Here is an 18,553-nt window from a genome sequence, read left to right on the forward strand (position 1 = left end):
CCTAGTCCCCCCGCACCGCGGCCTCGATCGCCGCGACGTCGATCTTCTTCATCGTCATCATCGCCTCGAACGCGCGTTTCGCCGCCGCCTTGTCGTCGCCCATCACGGCATCGGTCAGGGCGCGCGGGGTGATCTGCCAGTTGACGCCCCATTTGTCCTTGCACCAGCCGCACATGCTTTCCTGGCCGCCGTTGCCGACGATCGCGTTCCAGTAGCGGTCGGTTTCCTCCTGCGTCCCGGTATGGACCTGGAAGGAAAAGGCCTCGCTGTGCGGAAAGGCGGGGCCGCCGTTGAGGCCGACGCACGGGATGCCGAGCACGGTGAAATCGACGGTCAGCACGTCGCCCTCTCTGCCGCTCGGGTTGTCGCCGGGGGCGCGGTGGACCGCGCCGACGCGGCTTTCGGGGAAGGTGGCGGCATAGAAAGCCGCGGCTTCCTCGGCATCCTTATCGTACCACAGGCACAGCGTGACGGGATCGCGGGTCATCCTTCCTCTCCTTGCAGCGGGGTGCCGAGCGACCAGAGGTGGCCGAACGGGTCGCGCACCTGCGCATAACGGTCGCCCCAGAACATGTTGTCGGGCGCCATCACGCTTTCGGCGCCGGCGGCGACGGCGCGGTCGTACCAGGCGTCGGTGTCGTCGACCTGCAGGTGCAGCACGACGCTGGCCGGCGCGGGCGCCGGACCGCCCGTATATTCGGGGAAATCGTCGTGGATCATCAGCGATGCGCCGTTGAGATGCAGGTGCGCGTGCATCAGCCGCACGCCGTCGTCAGCGGGGACGCGCACGACCTCGCTCGCGCCGAAGGCGGCGGTGTAGAAGGTGATCGCTTCGACCGCGCGCCTGTCGCGGATCGTCAGGTGCGGGGTCAGGCCGCCGGTCGGCGCCTGGTTGGCGGGGGTGGTCATGGCTTCTCTCCTCTTCCAACGTCCCTCCCTTTGGGGGAGGGACTTGTCTGTCAGCGCCGCGGCCCCACCAGCCCGAAGGCGGCACCCTGCGGGTCGACGCCGTTCATCGCATATTCGCCGCCGGGGATTTCCATCGGGCCGTTGGTCACCGTGCCGCCGGCCGCCGCGACTGTCGCCGCGGCGCGGTCGATGTCGTCGACCCCGATGTAGAAGGTCCAGGTCGACGCCGGGGTTTCGGGCATCAGCGGCATTACCGCGCCGATGCCGACGTCGCCGACCTGAAGGAAGCGGTAGGCGCCCAGCGCCCCCATATCCATCGCGCCTTCCTGACCCCAGCCGAAATGCCTGCGGTAGAAGGCGATCGCGGCGTCGGGGTCGCTCGTCATCAGTTCGTTCCAGCGGACGTGCTGCGCCTCGGTGACCGAGAAGGCGTCGCTGTCCATGTCCTCCTGCCCCGCGGGCGGGATCGGGTTCATGACGTAGAAGGGCGCGCCCTGCGGGTCCGCCAGCATCGCGATGCGCCCGACGGGCAGGTCGGTCGGCGGCATGTGGACGCTGCCGCCGTCGGCCCCGATCGCCGCGACCGTGGCGTCGACATCGGGGGTATAGAGATAGCCGAGCCACGCCGGCCGCGCGCCGCCCGCCAGCATGTCGGCGTTCAGCGCCAGCACACCGCCGGCCTGGCCGCCGTCGCTGCGGCCGATCATGCGATAATCGACGCCGCCGTCCGCGGGGTCGCCGTGCGCCGCGATCGTCCAGCCGACCACGGCGCCGTAGAAGCGCGCCGCGCCGTCGGGATCGCTCGTCATCAGCTCGTACCAGATGAAGCTGCCCTTGGGATTCGTCATCGTCCTTCTCCTTGTGCGTCCCGGCGGTGGGAGGTGTCAGGCGTCGACGATCGGAACGAAGCCGCCATAGATCATGCGGGCGCCGTCGAAGCTCTGGTCGTTCGGATCGTGCCGCATCCGCTCGTCGGCCATGACCTTTTCCCAGCCCGCGACGCGCGCCGCCTTGTCGGGCCATTCGATCCAGCTGAAGGCGGGGGTCTCGCCGGGCTTTGCATGCGTCGCGCGCCGATAGTCGGTGACCTTGCCGTCGGGCACGTCGTCGCCCCAGCATTCGAGGACGCGCGTCGCGCCATGATCGAGGAAGACAAGCGAGGCGCGGGCGGCGAGCGCGCGATAGGCCTCCTTGTTGGCGTCGGGCACCGCGAACACGAAGCCGTCGGTATAGCCCATCGATCCGCCGAGCCCTTCCTCGACGATCGGCGCGAAGCCGCCGACGATCATGCGCTGGCCGTCGCCGGGCATGTCGGTGCCCATCTCCGCCATGCGCGGATCGGTGCGAATCTTCTCGTTCGCGGCGTCGCGCGTCGCGCGGTCGGGATATTCGAACCAGCTGAAGACGACCGTCTCCCCGTCCTTCGCCTGCACCGCGGTGCGGAAGTCGTTGAGCTTGCCGACGGGAATGTCGTCGCCCCAGCATTCGACGTGGCGACGCACGCCGAACTCCTTGAACAGCGGCACCGATCGGGCGGCAAGGTCGCGATATCTGTCCTGCTCGGCGGTCGGAACCGCAAGCACGAAGCCTTCGACATAGGTCATCGTCTCTCTCCTGCTCTGTCTTCCCCCTCCTTCTGAAGAGGAGGGGCTCATGCTTATCTTTCCGCCGGTCCCGCCTCTTCGCGGAAGGCGGCGAGCTGCGCCTTGAGCGCGCGGTCGAAGGCGGGGCGTTCGAGGCAGCGGGCAAGATAGGCCTCGAGCTGCGGATGCTCGGCGACCGCACCCGATTCGATACCCTCGCGCAGCACCGTCGCCATCGCGATGTCGGCGACGCTGAAAACGCCCGCGAGATACGGCCGGTCGCCCAGCGCCTCGGCGAGCTTGCCGAAGCGGGTATGGATGAAGTCTATCAGGCCGGGCCGGCGCAGCTTCGCCCATGGTTCGCCCGCCGCGAACAGGTCGACGGTCGACAGTTCGAACATCGCCGGTTCGACGCTGTTGTAGGCGGCGAACAGCCAGCTCGTCACGGTCGCGCGGCCCTGCGGGTCGCGCGGCAGCAGCCGCTCGTCCTTTTCCGCCAGATGCAGCAGGATGGCGCCGCTTTCGAACAGATGCACGTCGCCGTCGCGCAGCACCGGCACCTGCCCCCATGGCTGGTCGCGGAAATGTTCGGACGGACGGTCGACCGCGCTGATCAGCCGCTCGGCATAGTCGAGCCCGACTTCCTCGCACGCCCAGCGCGGACGCAGGTCGCGGACGAAACCGCGCGCGAAATCGGGCACCCAGTCGAAGGCGGTGATCTCGATTATGGCGGCGGGATTCACGGGCATGATGCCGCTCCTTTCGTCGCCTCAGGCGGCGGGTGGGGGTGCGTCGCCGTTCGCGACCGCCGGGTCCATCCAGAACGGTTCCCAGACATGGCCGTCGGGATCCAGAATGTCGCGGCCGTACATGAAGCCATGTTCCTGCACCGGGTTGACGTCGGCGGTGCCGCCGTGGGCGGCGGCGGCCGCGACCATCGCATCGACCGCCTCGCGGCTGTCGAGGGCCAGCGCGAGCATCGCCTCGCTCGATGCCGTCGGCGGGATCGGCCGGTCGGTGAAGCTGCGCCACTTGTCGTGCGTCAGGATCATCACGAAGATCGCGTCGGACCAGACCATGCAGGCGGCGGTCTCGTCGGTGAAGCGCGGCTCGTTGGCGAAGCCGAGCGCCTCGTAGAAGGCGATCGACCGGTCGAGGTCGCGGACCGGCAGGTTGACGAAAATCATCCTGGGGGTGGGCATCGGAAATTCCTCTCTCGTCGGAAGGCTTCAGGGGATGGTTTCGCGGCGGTCACGTCCGTCCGAACAGCATGCGGACGTAACGCGTCAGATGGACGACGCTTTCCCTGGCAATCGCCGGGTCGTTGGTGGTTTTCGCCAGAACGAAGCCGCCCTGCAGCACCGACTGGATATGGCGCGCGAGATCGATCGCGGTCATCCCGTCGGGCGCGCCATATTGCGCCATCGTCGCCTCGATGTCGGGGGAGAGCGCTTCGCAATAGGCGGCGATGCTCGCTTCGCAGGCAAGGCGGATCGGCTCGCTGGTCGCATAGGCGTCCTGCACCATCGTGCCGATGAAGCAGGTGAAGCCGTCGACCGGGCCGTGCAGCAGCGAAAAGCGGAAATCGATATGGCCGAGCAGCCGGTCGAGCGGGTCCTCCAGCTTCGTGTGCGGCAGCATGTCGAACATCGGCCGCGCGCGCTCGGTCCACGCTTCGGCGGCGGCGACCGCCAGCGCCTCCTTCGATTCGAAATGGTGGAAGAAGGCGCCCTTGGTCACCCCGGCGGCGGCGCAGATCTGGTCGACCGTGGTCGCGGCATAGCCGTGCCGCCGCACCTCCTGATGCGCGGCGGCAATCAGCTTCGCCCGCGCGCTGCCCCGCGGTGCGCGGCGGGGCGGCGTCGAAGGAGGGGAGGGGTGAGTCGGCGTCATGGAGATTTACATACCGACTGGTTGGTATGATGTCAAATTGGACGGCGATGACGGTCTTGGGACAGGATTTCGTGCAGAGGCGCAGAGATCGCAAAGAAAAGGGGAAGGCGGCAAAGCCGCCATTTTCTTCTTTCTTCTCCGCGCCTCCGCGCCTCCGCGCGAACAAAAATCTCTGCGGACTCTGCGCCTCTGCGCGAAATTCCTCCCTTTTTGTCTCCGTCATTCCCGCGCGATTCCTGTCCCCGACAAAAAGGGACTCGACGCCCGGCGCCTCCCGCCTATGAAGGATGGGGAACAAATGGGGGCCGGCTGCAAGGGGGTATCATTGGTCGCGATCGTTTCGACCGTCGCCTATCTCGGGCTCGAGGCGCGCGGGGTCGAGGTGCAGTGCCAGATCGCGCCCGGGATGCCCGCCTTCGCGGTCGTCGGCCTGCCCGACAAGGCGGTCGCCGAAAGCCGCGAGCGGGTGCGCGCGGCGCTGTCGGCGATCGGCCTCGCGCTGCCGCCGAAGCGGATCACGGTCAACCTGTCGCCCGCCGACCTGCCCAAGGAAGGCTCGCACTACGACCTGCCGATCGCGCTCGCTCTGCTCGGCGCGATGGGGGTCGTCGATCCCGAAACGCTCGCCGCCTATGTCGTCGTCGGCGAACTCGGCCTCGACGGGCGCGTCGCGCCGTCGCCAGGCGTGCTGCTTGCCGCGCTGCACGCGGGCAGCGTCGAGCGCGGGCTCGTCTGCCCCGCCGCGCAGGGGCCGGAGGCGGCGTGGGCGGGGCATGTCGAGGTGCTCGCGGCGCCCGACCTCCTGTCGCTGCTCGGGCATTTCAAGGGCGCCGCGCTGCTGCCCGCGCCGGTGCCGGGCGAGGTCGCGGCGCCGGCGCGAACCGCCGATCTGGCGCAGGTGAAGGGGCAGGAAACGGCGAAGCGCGCGCTCGAAATCGCGGCGGCGGGCGGCCACAACCTGCTGATGGTCGGGCCGCCGGGGGCGGGCAAGTCGCTGATGGCCGCTTGCCTGCCCGGCATCCTGCCCGAACTGACCCCCGCAGAAGCGCTGGAGGTGTCGATGATCGCCTCGGTCGCGGGCGGGCTGGAAGGTGGGCGGCTGGTCCGCGCGCGGCCGTTCCGCAGCCCGCATCATTCGGCGTCGATGCCGGCGCTGATCGGCGGCGGGCTGCGCGTGCGGCCGGGCGAGGTCAGCCTCGCGCATCTGGGGGTGCTGTTCCTCGACGAGCTGCCCGAATTCCAGCGCGGGGTGCTCGACAGCCTGCGCCAGCCGCTGGAGACGGGCGAGGTCAGCGTCGCGCGCGCCAATGCGCATGTCACCTTCCCGGCGCGGGTGCAGCTGATCGCCGCGATGAATCCGTGCCGCTGCGGCCATTTGGGTGATCCGGCGCTCGCGTGCAGCCGCGCGCCGCGCTGCGCCGCTGACTATCAGGCGAAGCTGTCGGGGCCGCTGCTCGACCGTATCGACCTGCATGTCGAAGTGCGTGCGGTGAGCGCCGCCGACCTCGTCCTGCCGCCGCCCGCCGAGGGCAGCGCCGAGGTCGCGGCGCGCGTCGCGGCGGCGCGTGCGGTCCAGACGGCGCGCTACGCCGGGCACAAGGCGCGCACCAATGCCGAGATCGACGGCGAGCTGCTCGAAGCCGTCGCCACCCCCGACGAGCCGGGGCGCCATCTGCTCGCGCAGGCGGCCGAGGCGATGCGGTTGTCGGCGCGCGGCTATACGCGGATGCTGCGCGTGGCGCGGACGATCGCTGACCTTGCCGGGGCGGAGACGATCGGCCGCATCCATATCGCCGAGGCGCTGAGCTATCGCCGGCAGGCGCCGCGGAACTGAGGGCGGGTTCCGCGCTTTCCGGCAAGCCTCTGGGCCCCAGCGACCGCCGGGAAGCAGACAGGAGCAGACCCCGCTTTATGCGATTGCGGTCGGCCCCGATCCGCCTATCTTCGCCGGATCGGATGCGGGAGGAGGGTTCCATGTCCAAGCCAATCACCGGATCGTGCTTGTGCGGGGCGGTGGCGTTCGCGATCGAGGGAAAGATCGGCCCGGCCGGGCAGTGCCATTGCTCGAAATGCCGCAAGGTGTCGGGGACCGACGGCAATGCCGTCTTCTACACTGCGGTGGGTAGTTTCCGCTGGCTGCGCGGCGAGGCCGAGGTCGCCCGCTTCGTGGTGCCGGAAAGCGACGGCTGGACGTCGAGCTTCTGCCCGACATGCGGGAGCCCCGCGCCGCATGCCGACCCCGGCGGCAAAATCTATTTCGTGCCGGCGGGCCTGCTCGACGACGATCCGGGGTTCCGGGGCTATGCGGCGCATATCTTCGTCGAATCGAAGGCGCCGTGGGTGCGGATCACCGACGACGCCCCGCAATATACCGAGGGTTTCGGCTCGCCGCTGGTGCGGGACGGAAAGCCGCGCCCCAATGGAACGGCCGGGCGCAGCGGCGCGTAGGGACGAAGCAGGAGAAAGGCCATGCTCGACATGATCGACAGCGCGGACGATGTGATCGCGCTCAAGGTATCGGACCGGATCAGCGGCAGCGAACTCGATGCGATCATGGACCGCCTCGACGGCGCGATGGCGCGCCATGACAAGGTGCACGTCTTCGTCGAGACGCAGGCGATCGACGGCATCGAGATCGCGGGACTGGGCGCCTATATGAAGCGCGCGCTGCCGCTGTTCGGCAAGCTGGATCGCTTCGGCCGCGTCGCGGTGGTTGCCGATCAGGGCTGGATCCGCGCGGCGACGAAGATCGAGAGCGCGTTGCTGCCGCGCATCAGCTACCGCGTCTTCGAGCCCGGCGCGCGCGACGAAGCGCTGGCGTGGGTCGTCGGCGGCGGGTGAGCGCGCGCGCCGTTACGCGGTGCGGGTCTCGACGATTTCCAGCGGCGGCGGCGCCTTGGCCGCGCCCGGCGCCGCGGCGCCGTGGCGGCGGTGCGACAGCTTGCCGTCGACCCGGCCGCCATTCTCGATCGTGATCGTTTCGTAGGTCACGTCGCCGGTGATCCGCGCGGTCGCGTGGACGATCAGCGTCTTCGCCTCGATCGAGCCGTCAACCAGCCCGGCGATCTTCGCGGTTTCGGCGGCCACGGCGCCCTTGATCTCGCTCGCCTCGCCCTGGACGAGGTTGGCGCATTTCAGGTCGCCCTCGATCTTGCCGTCGACGTGCAGGTCGACGCTGGCCGATACGTTGCCGGTGACGACGACATCCGATCCGAGGATCGAGAAGGTCGTATGGCGCGCGCCGGTCGCCATCCTAGCGGGCGCCCCGGCCGGGGGTGGCGGAAGCGAGGGCGCCGACTCGCTGTCGGGCGTCGTCTTTGACTTCAAGAACATCGGCTTTGGCCTCCAGGAACCGGCGCGGGTTGACCGCGACGCCGTTCAGACGGACTTCGAAATGCAGGTGGCTGCCGGTCGAACGCCCGGTCGAGCCCATCTTGGCGATCTGCTGCCCGGCGGCGACCTGCGCTCCCGCCCGCGTCGTGAAACCCGACAGGTGAGCATAGCGGGTCATGATCCCCTGGCCGTGATCGACCTCGATGACATTGCCATAGCCCGCGCGCTGGCCGACGTACACCACCTTGCCCGGCGCCGCGGCGAGGATCGGGGTGCCGAGCGGACCGGGGAAATCGAGCCCCGAATGCATCGCGCTCGCGCCGGTGAAGGGATCGCTGCGATAGCCGTAGCTCGACGAGAGCATCAGCACATGCGCGGGCTGGCCCGAGGGGATGGCGACGAGCGTGCGTTCGAGCACCTCCATGCGGAACAGCGCGCCTTCGAGCGCCGCGAAACTCTTGCCCAGCGCGCCCGCAGCGCCGATGCGGCCGCGGAAGGGGATGAAGGGACCGCCGCGGCCGGCCGCTGCGTTGCGGACCAGCGACGCGGGGTCGAGCCCCAGCTTCGCCACCGCGCCCTCGGCCTTTGCGGCGCGCGCGCCGACCGCGGCGAGCAGCCGCGCCGAAAAGACCTCCTGCCGCGCCTCGATGCGCGCGAGCGCCTGCGCCTCGGGCGGCAGGCGCGGATCGACCGCGCTCGTCTTGAGGGGATTTGTTTCGGGCGGCTTGTCCGCGGCGGCCCCGGTCTTGTCGTCATCGGCGGCGGCGGGCAGCGCCTCGGCGCCGAAATAGGTCTTTTGCCATTCCTCGAGTTGCGCCTGGCGCTCGTCGAGGTCGGCCGCGATTTCGCCGACACGGTCGCGATACTGGGCGATGCGCGCCTCGGCGGCAGTTGCGGCGGCCTGCTTGCGCGCGACCTCGGCCCGTTCGTCGGCGGAAAGAAGCTGGTTGACAAAAATCGCGACGGTGACCGCCGCCCAGGCGAGCAGTACCGCCGCGGCGATCAGCGCGACGCGCTTCTGCCAGACCGCACTGACCCGCACGAACCGGACATGGCCGTGGGTGCGGATGAAGATTTCATGGTCCTGAAACAGCGCATTCCAGCGCTGGCGCCATGGGCGCAGGCCCGTCGATTGGGAAGACAAGTCACGACCCCGTCTTGTTGTTCTGCTTGGAGCCCTCCGCCCCCGACTGGAACGGCGCCTTACCAGCGACTCCCCGCCAGCGCGAATCCGCACGCCGCGAGTCGGGCTGAATCGAACCGATGGCACGATGAACGGTGGAAAACGGCCAAAATGGTTGCTTTCTGACGCGGCGAGGGCGCGCGACTCGCCCGCATCGTTGACGGCTTGCTTACCATTTCGGGCTAGGGGCAGGACCCATGGATTGCGCGCTCGAGGTTTGAAGCGATTTTGCTCAGGGCGAGGAGGCAAGGCGTAGGAATATGTCGATATTTCCAGACTTGCCGACGAAGCCATGGGCAAAATCGGTCAAATCGCGAAGCGACGCCGAAATGGCTTCGATCTCAGGCCCGCGCGGCCTTGCGGGTAGCGATGCTACCCGCTGCATCCGCCCAAACCCGATATCTTCGCCATTTCGACGCCTCGAACGTGCAATCCATGGGTCCTGACCCTATGGGAAAAGCGTGACCGCCATGTCCGATCTTCCGCTCTCCCCCGCGACCGGCGCTGCGGCCGAAGACGCGCCCGCCGCCGATTCGCGGCCGCGTTCGGCGGTCAGCGCCGGGGTCGGCATCGTCGGTATCGCCGGACTATTCTCCTACCTGCTGATCGCGCGCCACGCGCCGCAGATCGCGGCCGCGTTCGGCATCGACTGGGGTACGCGCGGCCCGATGGACGGCCCCAATTCGGCAATCGTCAGCGTGCTCGCCTGCGGCATCCCGATGGTGCTGTGGTCGCTGTTCGTCGACAAGGTGCATCGCAACCCCTCGACCGGCATCGACTGGTCGCAGCGCCGGCCGTGGCGCGAAACGGTCGACATCAGCCTGACCAAGATCGCCGGCCTGTGGGCGACCTGGGGGCTGATCGCGCTCTTCTATGCGACGATGCGCTATTATTGGGAGGGCAATTATGCCTTCGCGATGGACCTGCTGGAGCGGGTAGCGCCGTGGCTGCTGCTCGTCTCCGTGCCCTATATGCTGTGGCTCGACCGCCGCATGGTCGAACCGCGCGACGGCTGCTACCAGTTCGGCCGCTGGCTGATTGCTCCCGGCCAACCCGTCGACGGCCGCGCGATCGGCCATCATTTCCGCGCCTGGGCGGTGAAGGGCTTCTTCACCGCCTTCATGCTGTCGATCGTGCCGGGCAATTTCGCGGCGCTGGTCACCGTGCCGGTGAGCGAGGCGCTCGCCAATCCCTACATGATCGCGCTGTGGACGATCAATCTGCTCTATCTGGTCGACGTCCATGTCGCGACGGTCGGCTATATCCTGACGCTGAAGCCGCTCGACTCGCACATCCGCACCGCCAACCCTTATGGTATGGCGTGGGTCGCGGCGCTCGTCTGCTACCCACCCTTCATCCTGATGAACGGCGGCCCGCTCGACTATACGGTGAACGGGTCCGACTGGGGCTATTGGCTGGAGGGGCACGAGACGCTGATGATGCTGTGGGGCGTCGTGCTCGTCGCGCTGGTCGCGGTCTATGCCTGGGCGACGATGGCGTTCGGCATCCGCTTCTCGAACCTCACGCATCGCGGCGTCATCACCCACGGTCCCTATGCGCTGACCCGCCACCCCGCCTATGTGTCCAAGAATCTGAGCTGGTGGGTCGGCTCGCTGCCCTTTCTGGTCACTGCCGGAGGCTGGGTCGAAGGCGCGCGCAACATGGTCATCCTCGGGCTGGTCAGCGGGGTCTATTACTGGCGCGCCAAGACAGAGGAAAAGCATCTGCTCGCCGATCCCGCCTATGTCGCCTATTGGAACTGGGCCCAGCGGCACGCGCTGGTGCCGCGCCTGTTCACGCGGCTGACGGGCCGGGCGCGCCCGCTGATCCGGCTGGAGCCCGACCCGCGGGTGGGGCCGGTGGCGTGATCCTTATTCTCCCTTCCGCTTGCGGGGGGAAGGGACTGGCGACGGTGTGATTGCCCACCCCGCTGCGACTAGGGAGCAAGCTCCCAAGTCTCGCTGCCCCTCCCGCAAGCGGGAGGGGAGAATCGTATTCAGAAGCTCAACTCGCCATAAATCCTGGACAGGTCGCGGCCCCATGCGCCTTCGTAGCGGTCGAGCAGGTCGTGCGCGGGCGACTTGCCGCTCTTGGCGATCTGTCGCAGCGGTTCTAGGAAGCCGACCTCGTTGTCGCCCATCGAATTGACCTCGTCGCGCGCTGCCAGCCCCTGCGCCGCGATATCGAGAACGCGGTGCGCGAGGTCGCCGACGGTGCCGCCGCCCGGCGCCGCCGCGTCCAGCCCCTCGCGCGGCACCGCGTCGCGCAGCGCCTGCTGGTCGGCGATGCTCCAGTCCTTGACGAGGTCCCACGCCGCGTCGAGCGCGCCCTGGTCGTAGAGCAGCCCGACCCACAGCGCGGGCAGCGCGCAGATGCGATTCCACGGTCCGCCGTCGGCGCCGCGCATTTCGAGGAAGCTCTTGAGCCGCACCTCGGGAAAGGCGGTCGACAGATGGTCGGCCCAGTCGGAAAGGCGCGGGAGCTCGCCGGGCAGCGCCGGAAGCCGGCCCTTCAGGAAATCGCGGAAGCTCTGTCCCGCCGCGTCGATGTAGCGCCCGTCGCGGAACACGAAATACATCGGCACGTCGAGCATATAGTCGACATAGCGGTCGTAGCCGAAGCCGTCCTCGAACACGAAGGGCAGCATGCCGGTGCGCGCGGGGTCGGTGTCGGTCCAGATGTGGCTGCGATAGGACAGATAGCCGTTGGGCCGGCCGTCGGTGAAGGGCGACGCCGCGAACAGCGCGGTCGCCAGCGGCTGGAGCGCGAGCGAGACGCGGAATTTCTGCACCATGTCGGCCTCGCTCGCATAGTCGAGGTTGGTCTGGATGGTGCAGGTGCGCAGCATCATGTCGAGCCCCATGCCGCCGACGCGCGGCATGTGGTCGAGCATGATCGCATAGCGTCCCTTCGGCATGCGCGGCAGTTCGTCGCGCGTCTTGTCGGGCCACATGCCGAGGCCGAGGAAACCGAGGCCGAGTTCGGCGCCGACCTCCTTCACCTGCTTCAGGTGGCGGCCGGTCTCGGCGCAGGTCTGGTGGAGATTCTCGAGCGGCGCGCCCGACAGTTCGAGCTGCCCCGCCGGTTCGAGACTGATCGCGCCGTCACTGCCCGACAGGGCGATGACGTTCCCCCCTTCCTCGACCGGTTCCCAGCCATAGCGGGTCAGCGCGGTCAGCAGGTCGCGGATGCCGCCCGGCTCGTCATAGGAGGGCGCGCGATGATCGGCGGTGCGATAGACGAATTTCTCGTGCTCGGTGCCGATTCGCCAGCGGTCCTTCGGCTTCTCGCCTTTGATCATGGGCGCCGCGAGCTGGTCGCGGCTCTCGATGATGGGATCGTTTCGATCTGAAACCGTACGCGTGCTCATCGCGCCGCTTTAGGCAGGCGCCGCGGCTTGCACCAGCAAAAAGGACGGGCCCCGCGCAGGGGGTAAAGGAGGGGACAGGTTGACCGCGAATTAACCTTTCGCTGCCACAAGCGCGGGCATGACCAGGGACCAGATTGCGTCGCGGGCCGGTGGGTGGCGGACCGCGAGCCCACCGCCGTGCGCCTCGTCGATGCGAGCGTGCGCGCGCGGCGTCTTCCGCCCGCTGCTGCTGGCCTGTTTCGCGTTGCTGATGGCGTTGCTGCTCGCCGCCGCGCCGGCGTATGCCCAAAGCTGCGCCCCCGCGACGAGCCAGGGGACCGCGCCCGCGGGGTGGGAGACCTATTGCTGGCTCGACCTCAGCCAATATAGCGACGCGACCGCGCGCAGCGCGGCGGGCCAGAATATGAGCTTCACGCTGACCGACGGTTCGGTCCTGCGCTTCAACCTGCGCGTGACGCCGACATCGGGCAGCGCCTTCTCCGCCGTCGCCGCGCCGTCGTGGACCGGCGCCGCGGTCGGCAACTCGGCCTTCCTCGGGATACCGGGCCGCCCGGTGCTCTATTCGACGGCATCGGGAACGCGCACCGTCACGATCGGAGGCATCGCGATCACCCCGCCCGCAGGGGCGGCCGCATCTGCCTATTCCTTCGTCGTCGCCGACGCCGAATCGTCGAACGAGACTGAATCTCTAGTGTTCACGACCAACGGCGGCGCGTGGCAGCTGCTCGACCAGGTGCCGCCGACCAGCGGAACGACCTATCCGGCCCGATCGGGCATCGGCACCTCGACCGTCACCGTCACCGGCACCGCCGGGACGGTCGGCGCCTATATCGTCGGGTCGAACAGCCCGACGACCGTCACCGCCCAGATCACCTCGGGCGGGCTGCAGGGCATCATGCTTGCGGTGCGTTTCGCCTCGGTCCGGCTGTCGAAGCAGATCGCGGGGGTGCGAATCGACGCCAGCGACCAGTTCCTCTTCCGCATCCGCGCGGCGAGCGGCGGCGCGCTGCTGGGGCAGGGGACGACGAGCGGCAGCGGCAACGGCCCGTTCAACGCGATGCCGGTCAGCCTCGCCTCCAGCCTTTCGGTGACGCTGAGCGAGGAGATGGCGGCGGGCAGCGCCAGCGCGCTGTCCGCCTATCGCTCGACGATCAGCTGCACCAACGGCAACAGCGGATCGGCGACGCCGCTGCCCGTCGGGGTGGTCGCGACATCGTTCACCCTGCCGCCGCTGCAATTCGGCGATGCGATCGCCTGCACCTTCACCAACACCCCCTATCCGCACCTGCGCCTCCGCAAGGCGCTGGGCAGCGGAGGGCGGCGCTACAGCGGCGACCAGTTCACCGTCCGCATTCTCGATGGCGCGGTGGCGGTGGCGAACGCGACCACCAGCGGCACCGGCACCACGGTCGGCGGCGGCGACACCGGCATGGTGCGGCTGACCCCCGGCACCGCCTATACGCTCGACGAGATCGCGGCGGGGACCGCTGACCTCGCGCGCTACGATGCGGTGCTTGGCTGCACCAACGCCGCCGCCGGCTCCTCGACCGTGCTGCCGGGTGTGGCGCCGGGGACGATCACGCCGCAGCTCGGCGACGTCGTCACCTGCATCGTCACCAACACGCGCGCGACCGGCGGCGTGCTGGTCATCGCGAAAAGCTCGACGCCGATTTCGGACCCCGTCAACGGCACGACCAATCCCAAGCTGATCCCCGGCGCGATCGTCGAATATGCGATCACCGTGACCAGCATCGGGACCGGAAGCAACAGCAACCGGGCGAATGCGATCGTGCTCGTCGATCCGCTGCCGCCGGGCGTCACCTTCCAGACCGGCTCGGTCAGTTTCAGCAACGGATCGCCGGCGAGCGGCCTGGGATTCAGCGCGTCGAACGTCGGCTATTCGAACCAGCCGGGCGGCGGCGCACCCTATAGCTACACGCCGACGGGGACCTACGACCCGGCGGTGCGGGGGCTGCGGATCGCGCCCTCGGGCAATATGAGCCACGCGACCAGCGCGACGAGCCGCCCCAGCTTCACCATCCGCTTTCGCGCCCGCATCGACTGATCGTCACGCTTCGGGGGAGACCGCGCCCGCCGCTGCCCCCCAGTCGCCGTGCTGCGCCATCCACAGGGCGGTCGCGGCGACGGCGGCGGTCTCGGCGCGCAGGATGCGCGGGCCGAGCGCGATACGGCGGACGGCGGGGCAGGCGAGCAGCGCGGCGCGCTCGCGCTCGGTGAAGCCGCCCTCGGGGCCGGTCAGGATTGCGGCGGGCGCGGGCGCATCGACCGTTCCGAACGGCGAACCCCCCGCTTCGTCGGCGAACAGCAGCGCGCGGCTCTGTGGCCAGTCGCGCAGCAGCGCGGGCAGCTTCACCGGCTCGGCCAGCGTCGGCAGCGCGGTGCGGCCGCATTGCTCGCACGCCTCGACGATCTGCGCCTCCAGCCGCTCGCGCTTGACGCGCTCGACGATCGTGCGCTCGGTGATGACCGGCTGCAGCCGCGCGACGCCCAGTTCGGTCGCCTTCTCGATGATCCAGTCGAGCCGCGCCTTCTTGACCGGCGCGAAGCACAGCCAGAGGTCGGGCACCGCCTCGATCGCGCGCGTCCGGCGCTCGATGCGGACGGTCAGCGCGCGCTTGCCCGCATCGGCGACCGTGGCGAGCCACTCGCCGCTGCGATTGTCGAACAGCAGCAGCGGGTCTCCGGGCTTCAGCCGCATGACGTGCAGCAGATAATGCGCCGCCGCGCCGTCGACGACCGGTGCGGCGTCGGGGCCGAGCGGCGTGTCGACGAACAGGCGGGGCGTGCTGGCGGGGGGCCAGGCGGGAGTCGCGGGCATCGCGGGGCCATAGCATGGGCGGCGGCGGCGCGCACCCGCGCTCATCCCTGCGCGCGGACTGTCCCGTTGCGGGGCAGGAGGCGCGGTTTTCCGGGCCATGCGGGCGGTGCGGCTTAGCATTTTGGTAAGCAGTTTTCCGATAGAGGCAGGATACCCGCCGCGCATCTGTGGGGCGTACGCGGGTCGATCGAGGGGTTTGAGACCATGGGTGGGACCGACATCCGACATATCGGGCGCCGTCTTGGGTGCCGCCTCCGGCAGGGCGCCGGACGCCTGATCCGCGACCAGCGCGGCAACGCGCTGATGCTGACCGCGGCCGCGATCGTGCCGGTGATCGGCATCGTCGGGTCGGCGGTCGACATCGGCCGCGCCTATATGACGCAGCTTCGCCTGCAACAGGCGTGCGACGCCGGCGTGCTCGCGGGGCGGCGCGCGATGGCGGCGGGCGTCTATGGCGACGACCACAAGGCCGAGGCGAACAAGATGTTCGCCTTCAACTTTCCGAACGGCATCTATGGCAGCGAGGCGGTGAACTTTTCCTCGCAGTCGACGAGCGCCGCCGATGTCGTCGGCACCGCCAGCGTCAAGCTGCCGACGGCGATCATGTACATTTTCGGCAAGGACAAGTTCGACCTCGGCGTGAACTGCACCGCCAAGCTCGAAATCTCGAACGTCGACGTGATGCTGGTGCTCGACGTCACCGGGTCGATGGCGCGCAAGGCCTCCTCTTCGGACGACGACACCAAGATCGAGGCGCTGCGCAAGGCGGCGGTCGATTTCTTCGACACGCTGACCAACGCCGACATCGGCGACGGACGGCTGCGCTTCGGCGTCGTTCCCTACAGCTCGTCGGTCAATGTCGGCCAGATTCTGGTGGCGAAGAATTCCAACTGGCTCGCCGACACCGTCTGGCTCCCGTCCCGCAAGCCGGTGACCAAGGAGGTCTGGGGCGACGCCCGGACGGTGGTGTCCGACGATTATACCGCGACCGATCCCGTTTCTGACAAGAAGAAGAACGGGCAGGAGGATTGGAAGAGCGCGGGGACGGCGGACAAGACCAGAGACGAATGCACGACCTGGGACGACAGCGCCTCGGCCAAGATGATCGAGAGCAAGGATCAGAATGTCTCGAATCCGGTTGTCGACGGCACTACGCGCATCACCACATCCGATTCGAAGCGGACCTACGAATATTACAGCTACAAGGGAACATGGAGTTCCAGGAGTTGCAAGATCGACAGGCTCCGCTGGACGTTCACGCGCACCTACAAGGTGACGAAGACCGAGACGCTGACTACGGTCTTCGACGGCAAATACACCTATTTCGACCGCAAGTTCGACACCGGCCCGTTGAAGAGCGGATCGACGATCGAGACCGACACCGGCTATCAGGGGACGACGGTCACGACCAGCTGGGCGGGGTGCATCATCGAGCGGGCGACGACGCAATTCGGGTCGAGCCAGTCCGCGCCGTCGGACGCTTATGACATGGACATCGACATGGTCCCGTCCGCCAGCGATGCCGAGACGCAATGGAAGATGTTCCTGCCCGACGTCACCTACGACCGCGAGCGGGTGACCGAACGCACCGGGGTGACGACCAATTACCAGAATTTCGTCGACAAGGGCGGCGACTATGCCGCCTGCCCGGTCGCGGCGATGAACCTGACGACGATGACCAAGGCGGATCACGACGACTTCGATAAATATATCAAGACGCTGCAACCCAAGGGCTATACCTATCACGACGCCGGCATGGCGTGGGGTGCGCGCCTGATCTCTCCGACCGGGCTGTTCGCGGCCGACAACGGGCCCTATAACGGGCGGCCGGTCAGCCGGCATATCGTGTTCATGACCGACGGCGACATGATGACGCCGCGCGCCAACCTGTCGCACCAAGGGCAGGAGCGGTCGATGCCGCGCATCGGCGCGACCAGCGACAATGATGCGATCGACCGGCACAACAACCGCTTCCGGCAGCTGTGCGAAAGCGCGAAGCGCAAGGGCCTGACGATCTGGGTGATCTCGTTCGGCGTCGGCAGCAACAGCAACCTCAACAGCTGCGCCTCGACGGGGCAGGCGTTCGAGGCCGACAATGCGGCGCAGCTCAACGCGCAGTTCCAGGCGATCGCCCGCCAGATCTCGAAGCTCAGGCTGTCGCAATGAGCCGTCGCCGCGCCCTGATCCGCCGGCTTCGCCGCGACCGTCGCGGCGTCGCGCTGGTCGAATTCGCGCTCACCGCGCCGCTGTTCCTGCTGATCCTGATGGGGATCTTCGATTTCTGCTGGCAGATGTACGCGCAGCAGGTCCTGCAAGGCGCCGTCGCCAAGGCGGGGCGCGATTCGACGCTGGAGCTTTATTCCAGCGACCAATCGGCGCTCGATGCCCGCGTCAAGGAGCAGGTCCAGCAGGTGTTCGCGGGCGCCGATGTGAAATTCACGCGGCGCGCCTATGACGAGTTCAGCAAGCTCAACGTCCCTCGGCGCTATTATGATACGAACAAGAACGGCTATCTGGATGCCGAGGATTGTTTCGAGGATGGCGGCAAGGCCGGCAACGGCGGCGCCGACGACGTCGTCCTCTATACGGTGACGATGCGCTTCGACCGCGTGCTGCCGGTGTGGAAGATGCTGGGGCAGTCCCCCTATTCGACGCTGTCGGCGGTCACGATCCTGCGCAACCAGCCCTTTGCGAACGGTAGCGACATTACACCGGATAGCTGCCTGAAATGATGCTTCTTTCCCGCCCTTGCCGCCGCCTGGCGATCACCGCGCGGCGCCTGGCGCGCAACATTCGCGCCACGGTGCTGATCGAGATGGCCTTCGCCATTCCCTTTCTGGTGCTGGTGGGATTCGCCGGACTGGAGATCGCGAACCTTGCGCTGACTCACACGCGGATCAGCCAGATCGGCCTCAACACCGCCGACAACGCCTCGCGCATCGCAGCGGGCAGCAATCTGTCGCTGCCGCCGATCCGCGAGATCGATATCAACGAGTTGTTCATCGGGGCGGAAAAGCAGGCCGACGCGCTCGATTTCAAGCGGCACGGGCGGATCATCCTGTCGAGCCTCGAACGCAACAAGGATGGCGGCCAGTGGATTCACTGGCAGCGCTGCTATGGCGATCTCGCGGTGTCCTCGGCCTATGGCGCGCAGGGCACCGGCAAGACCGGAACGAGTTTTCCGGGCATGGGGCTGAAAGGCAAGGAGGTCACGGCCGCGGCGGGGACGGCGGTGATGTTCGTCGAGATCAGCTACGACTATCAGCCGCTGCTCTATGGCAAGTGGCTGGGCGCGCGGCGAATCTCCACGACGGCGGCCTTCAATATCCGCGAGCCGCGCGATCTGGATGGGCCGAAGGACGGCGACGGCGTCTACAACCCCTCTCCGGCGGCCACCAAGTCCGCCTGCTGATCGGCGCACGCCGCGCCCGGTCCGGCATTTA

19 protein-coding genes are annotated in these 18,553 nt (G+C 68.2%); 8 read left to right on the plus strand and 11 right to left on the minus strand.

The window, feature by feature from the left end; genetic code table 11:
• Position 1: 1 nt before the first annotated feature.
• From AC2S9W_RS05335 to AC2S9W_RS05365, 7 genes are read right to left on the minus strand one after another with little or no spacing between them, the layout of a single operon-like run.
• Complete coding sequence (locus AC2S9W_RS05335; RefSeq protein ID WP_104959265.1) at positions 2–487, minus strand: VOC family protein; 486 nt, start codon at positions 485–487, stop codon at positions 2–4.
• Positions 484–909 carry a VOC family protein gene (locus AC2S9W_RS05340; RefSeq protein ID WP_076073570.1) on the minus strand — a complete coding sequence of 142 codons (426 nt, stop codon included), beginning with the start codon at positions 907–909 and terminating at the stop codon, positions 484–486. Before AC2S9W_RS05340 ends, AC2S9W_RS05335 begins: the two co-directional genes overlap by 4 nt.
• A 50-nt stretch (positions 910–959) precedes the next feature.
• The gene (locus tag AC2S9W_RS05345; RefSeq protein ID WP_076073572.1) at positions 960–1,757 is read right to left on the minus strand and encodes a VOC family protein; all 798 of its coding nucleotides are present in this window, start codon (positions 1,755–1,757) and stop codon (positions 960–962) included.
• A 36-nt stretch (positions 1,758–1,793) separates the two neighbouring features.
• The gene (locus AC2S9W_RS05350) at positions 1,794–2,513 is read right to left on the minus strand and encodes a DUF1428 domain-containing protein (protein WP_067110563.1); all 720 of its coding nucleotides are present in this window, start codon (positions 2,511–2,513) and stop codon (positions 1,794–1,796) included.
• 53 nt (positions 2,514–2,566) lie between these two features.
• A complete protein-coding gene (locus AC2S9W_RS05355; protein ID WP_076073574.1) occupies positions 2,567–3,241 on the minus strand; it encodes a glutathione S-transferase family protein in 675 nt (224 codons plus the stop codon).
• A gap of 21 nt (positions 3,242–3,262) precedes the next feature.
• A complete protein-coding gene (locus AC2S9W_RS05360) occupies positions 3,263–3,694 on the minus strand; it encodes a VOC family protein (RefSeq protein ID WP_083674953.1) in 432 nt (143 codons plus the stop codon).
• 49 nt (positions 3,695–3,743) lie between these two features.
• Positions 3,744–4,385, minus strand: coding sequence for a TetR/AcrR family transcriptional regulator (locus AC2S9W_RS05365; protein ID WP_076073579.1), 642 nt, complete (start codon positions 4,383–4,385; stop codon positions 3,744–3,746).
• Between the two features lie 325 nt (positions 4,386–4,710).
• Between AC2S9W_RS05365 and AC2S9W_RS05370 the strand changes: the two genes are divergently transcribed.
• The 3 genes from AC2S9W_RS05370 to AC2S9W_RS05380 all read left to right on the plus strand — a co-directional run bounded on the left by AC2S9W_RS05370 (position 4,711) and on the right by AC2S9W_RS05380 (position 7,226).
• Positions 4,711–6,219, plus strand: a complete 1,509-nt coding sequence (locus tag AC2S9W_RS05370) for a YifB family Mg chelatase-like AAA ATPase (RefSeq protein WP_076073581.1) — start codon at positions 4,711–4,713, stop codon at positions 6,217–6,219.
• Positions 6,220–6,359: 140 nt separating this feature from the next.
• Positions 6,360–6,833: a GFA family protein gene (locus AC2S9W_RS05375; protein ID WP_158682034.1), complete on the plus strand. Its 474-nt coding sequence runs from the start codon at positions 6,360–6,362 to the stop codon at positions 6,831–6,833.
• Positions 6,834–6,854: 21 nt separating this feature from the next.
• Positions 6,855–7,226, plus strand: coding sequence for a SpoIIAA family protein (locus AC2S9W_RS05380; RefSeq protein WP_076073584.1), 372 nt, complete (start codon positions 6,855–6,857; stop codon positions 7,224–7,226).
• A 12-nt stretch (positions 7,227–7,238) separates the two neighbouring features.
• On the opposite strand, the gene AC2S9W_RS05385 is transcribed toward AC2S9W_RS05380, so the two are convergent.
• Entirely contained in the window at positions 7,239–7,637 is a 399-nt protein-coding gene (locus AC2S9W_RS05385; RefSeq protein ID WP_067180702.1) for a bactofilin family protein, read from the minus strand.
• Between the two features lies 1 nt (position 7,638).
• On the minus strand, positions 7,639–8,862 hold the full coding sequence (locus AC2S9W_RS05390) for a M23 family metallopeptidase (RefSeq protein ID WP_486571715.1): 1,224 nt from the start codon (positions 8,860–8,862) through the stop codon (positions 7,639–7,641).
• 509 nt (positions 8,863–9,371) lie between these two features.
• Here AC2S9W_RS05390 and AC2S9W_RS05395 point away from each other — a divergent pair.
• On the plus strand, positions 9,372–10,769 hold the full coding sequence (locus AC2S9W_RS05395; protein WP_486571716.1) for a methyltransferase family protein: 1,398 nt from the start codon (positions 9,372–9,374) through the stop codon (positions 10,767–10,769).
• 128 nt (positions 10,770–10,897) lie between these two features.
• Here AC2S9W_RS05395 and AC2S9W_RS05400 read toward each other — a convergent pair whose 3' ends face one another.
• Positions 10,898–12,271: a glutamate--cysteine ligase gene (locus AC2S9W_RS05400; protein WP_286749978.1), complete on the minus strand. Its 1,374-nt coding sequence runs from the start codon at positions 12,269–12,271 to the stop codon at positions 10,898–10,900.
• Positions 12,272–12,389: 118 nt separating this feature from the next.
• Here AC2S9W_RS05400 and AC2S9W_RS05405 point away from each other — a divergent pair, with 118 nt between their 5' ends.
• Positions 12,390–14,336 carry a CshA/CshB family fibrillar adhesin-related protein gene (locus AC2S9W_RS05405; protein WP_234002543.1) on the plus strand — a complete coding sequence of 649 codons (1,947 nt, stop codon included), beginning with the start codon at positions 12,390–12,392 and terminating at the stop codon, positions 14,334–14,336.
• 3 nt (positions 14,337–14,339) lie between these two features.
• Here AC2S9W_RS05405 and AC2S9W_RS05410 read toward each other — a convergent pair whose 3' ends face one another.
• Complete coding sequence (locus AC2S9W_RS05410; RefSeq protein ID WP_076073595.1) at positions 14,340–15,110, minus strand: 16S rRNA (uracil(1498)-N(3))-methyltransferase; 771 nt, start codon at positions 15,108–15,110, stop codon at positions 14,340–14,342.
• Positions 15,111–15,314: 204 nt separating this feature from the next.
• Here AC2S9W_RS05410 and AC2S9W_RS05415 point away from each other — a divergent pair, with 204 nt between their 5' ends.
• Genes AC2S9W_RS05415 through AC2S9W_RS05425 form a run of 3 tightly spaced genes read left to right on the plus strand, consistent with a single transcriptional unit; the run spans position 15,315 to position 18,522 of the window.
• Positions 15,315–17,276, plus strand: a complete 1,962-nt coding sequence (locus tag AC2S9W_RS05415) for a TadE/TadG family type IV pilus assembly protein (protein WP_104959277.1) — start codon at positions 15,315–15,317, stop codon at positions 17,274–17,276.
• The gene (locus AC2S9W_RS05420; RefSeq protein WP_076073598.1) at positions 17,273–17,842 is read left to right on the plus strand and encodes a TadE family protein; all 570 of its coding nucleotides are present in this window, start codon (positions 17,273–17,275) and stop codon (positions 17,840–17,842) included. Before AC2S9W_RS05415 ends, AC2S9W_RS05420 begins: the two co-directional genes overlap by 4 nt.
• Positions 17,839–18,522, plus strand: a complete 684-nt coding sequence (locus tag AC2S9W_RS05425) for a TadE/TadG family type IV pilus assembly protein (RefSeq protein ID WP_104959278.1) — start codon at positions 17,839–17,841, stop codon at positions 18,520–18,522. The genes AC2S9W_RS05420 and AC2S9W_RS05425 overlap by 4 nt, the downstream gene beginning before the upstream one ends.
• Positions 18,523–18,553: the final 31 nt, after the last annotated feature.

Source organism: Sphingopyxis sp. 550B, assembly GCF_057401805.1.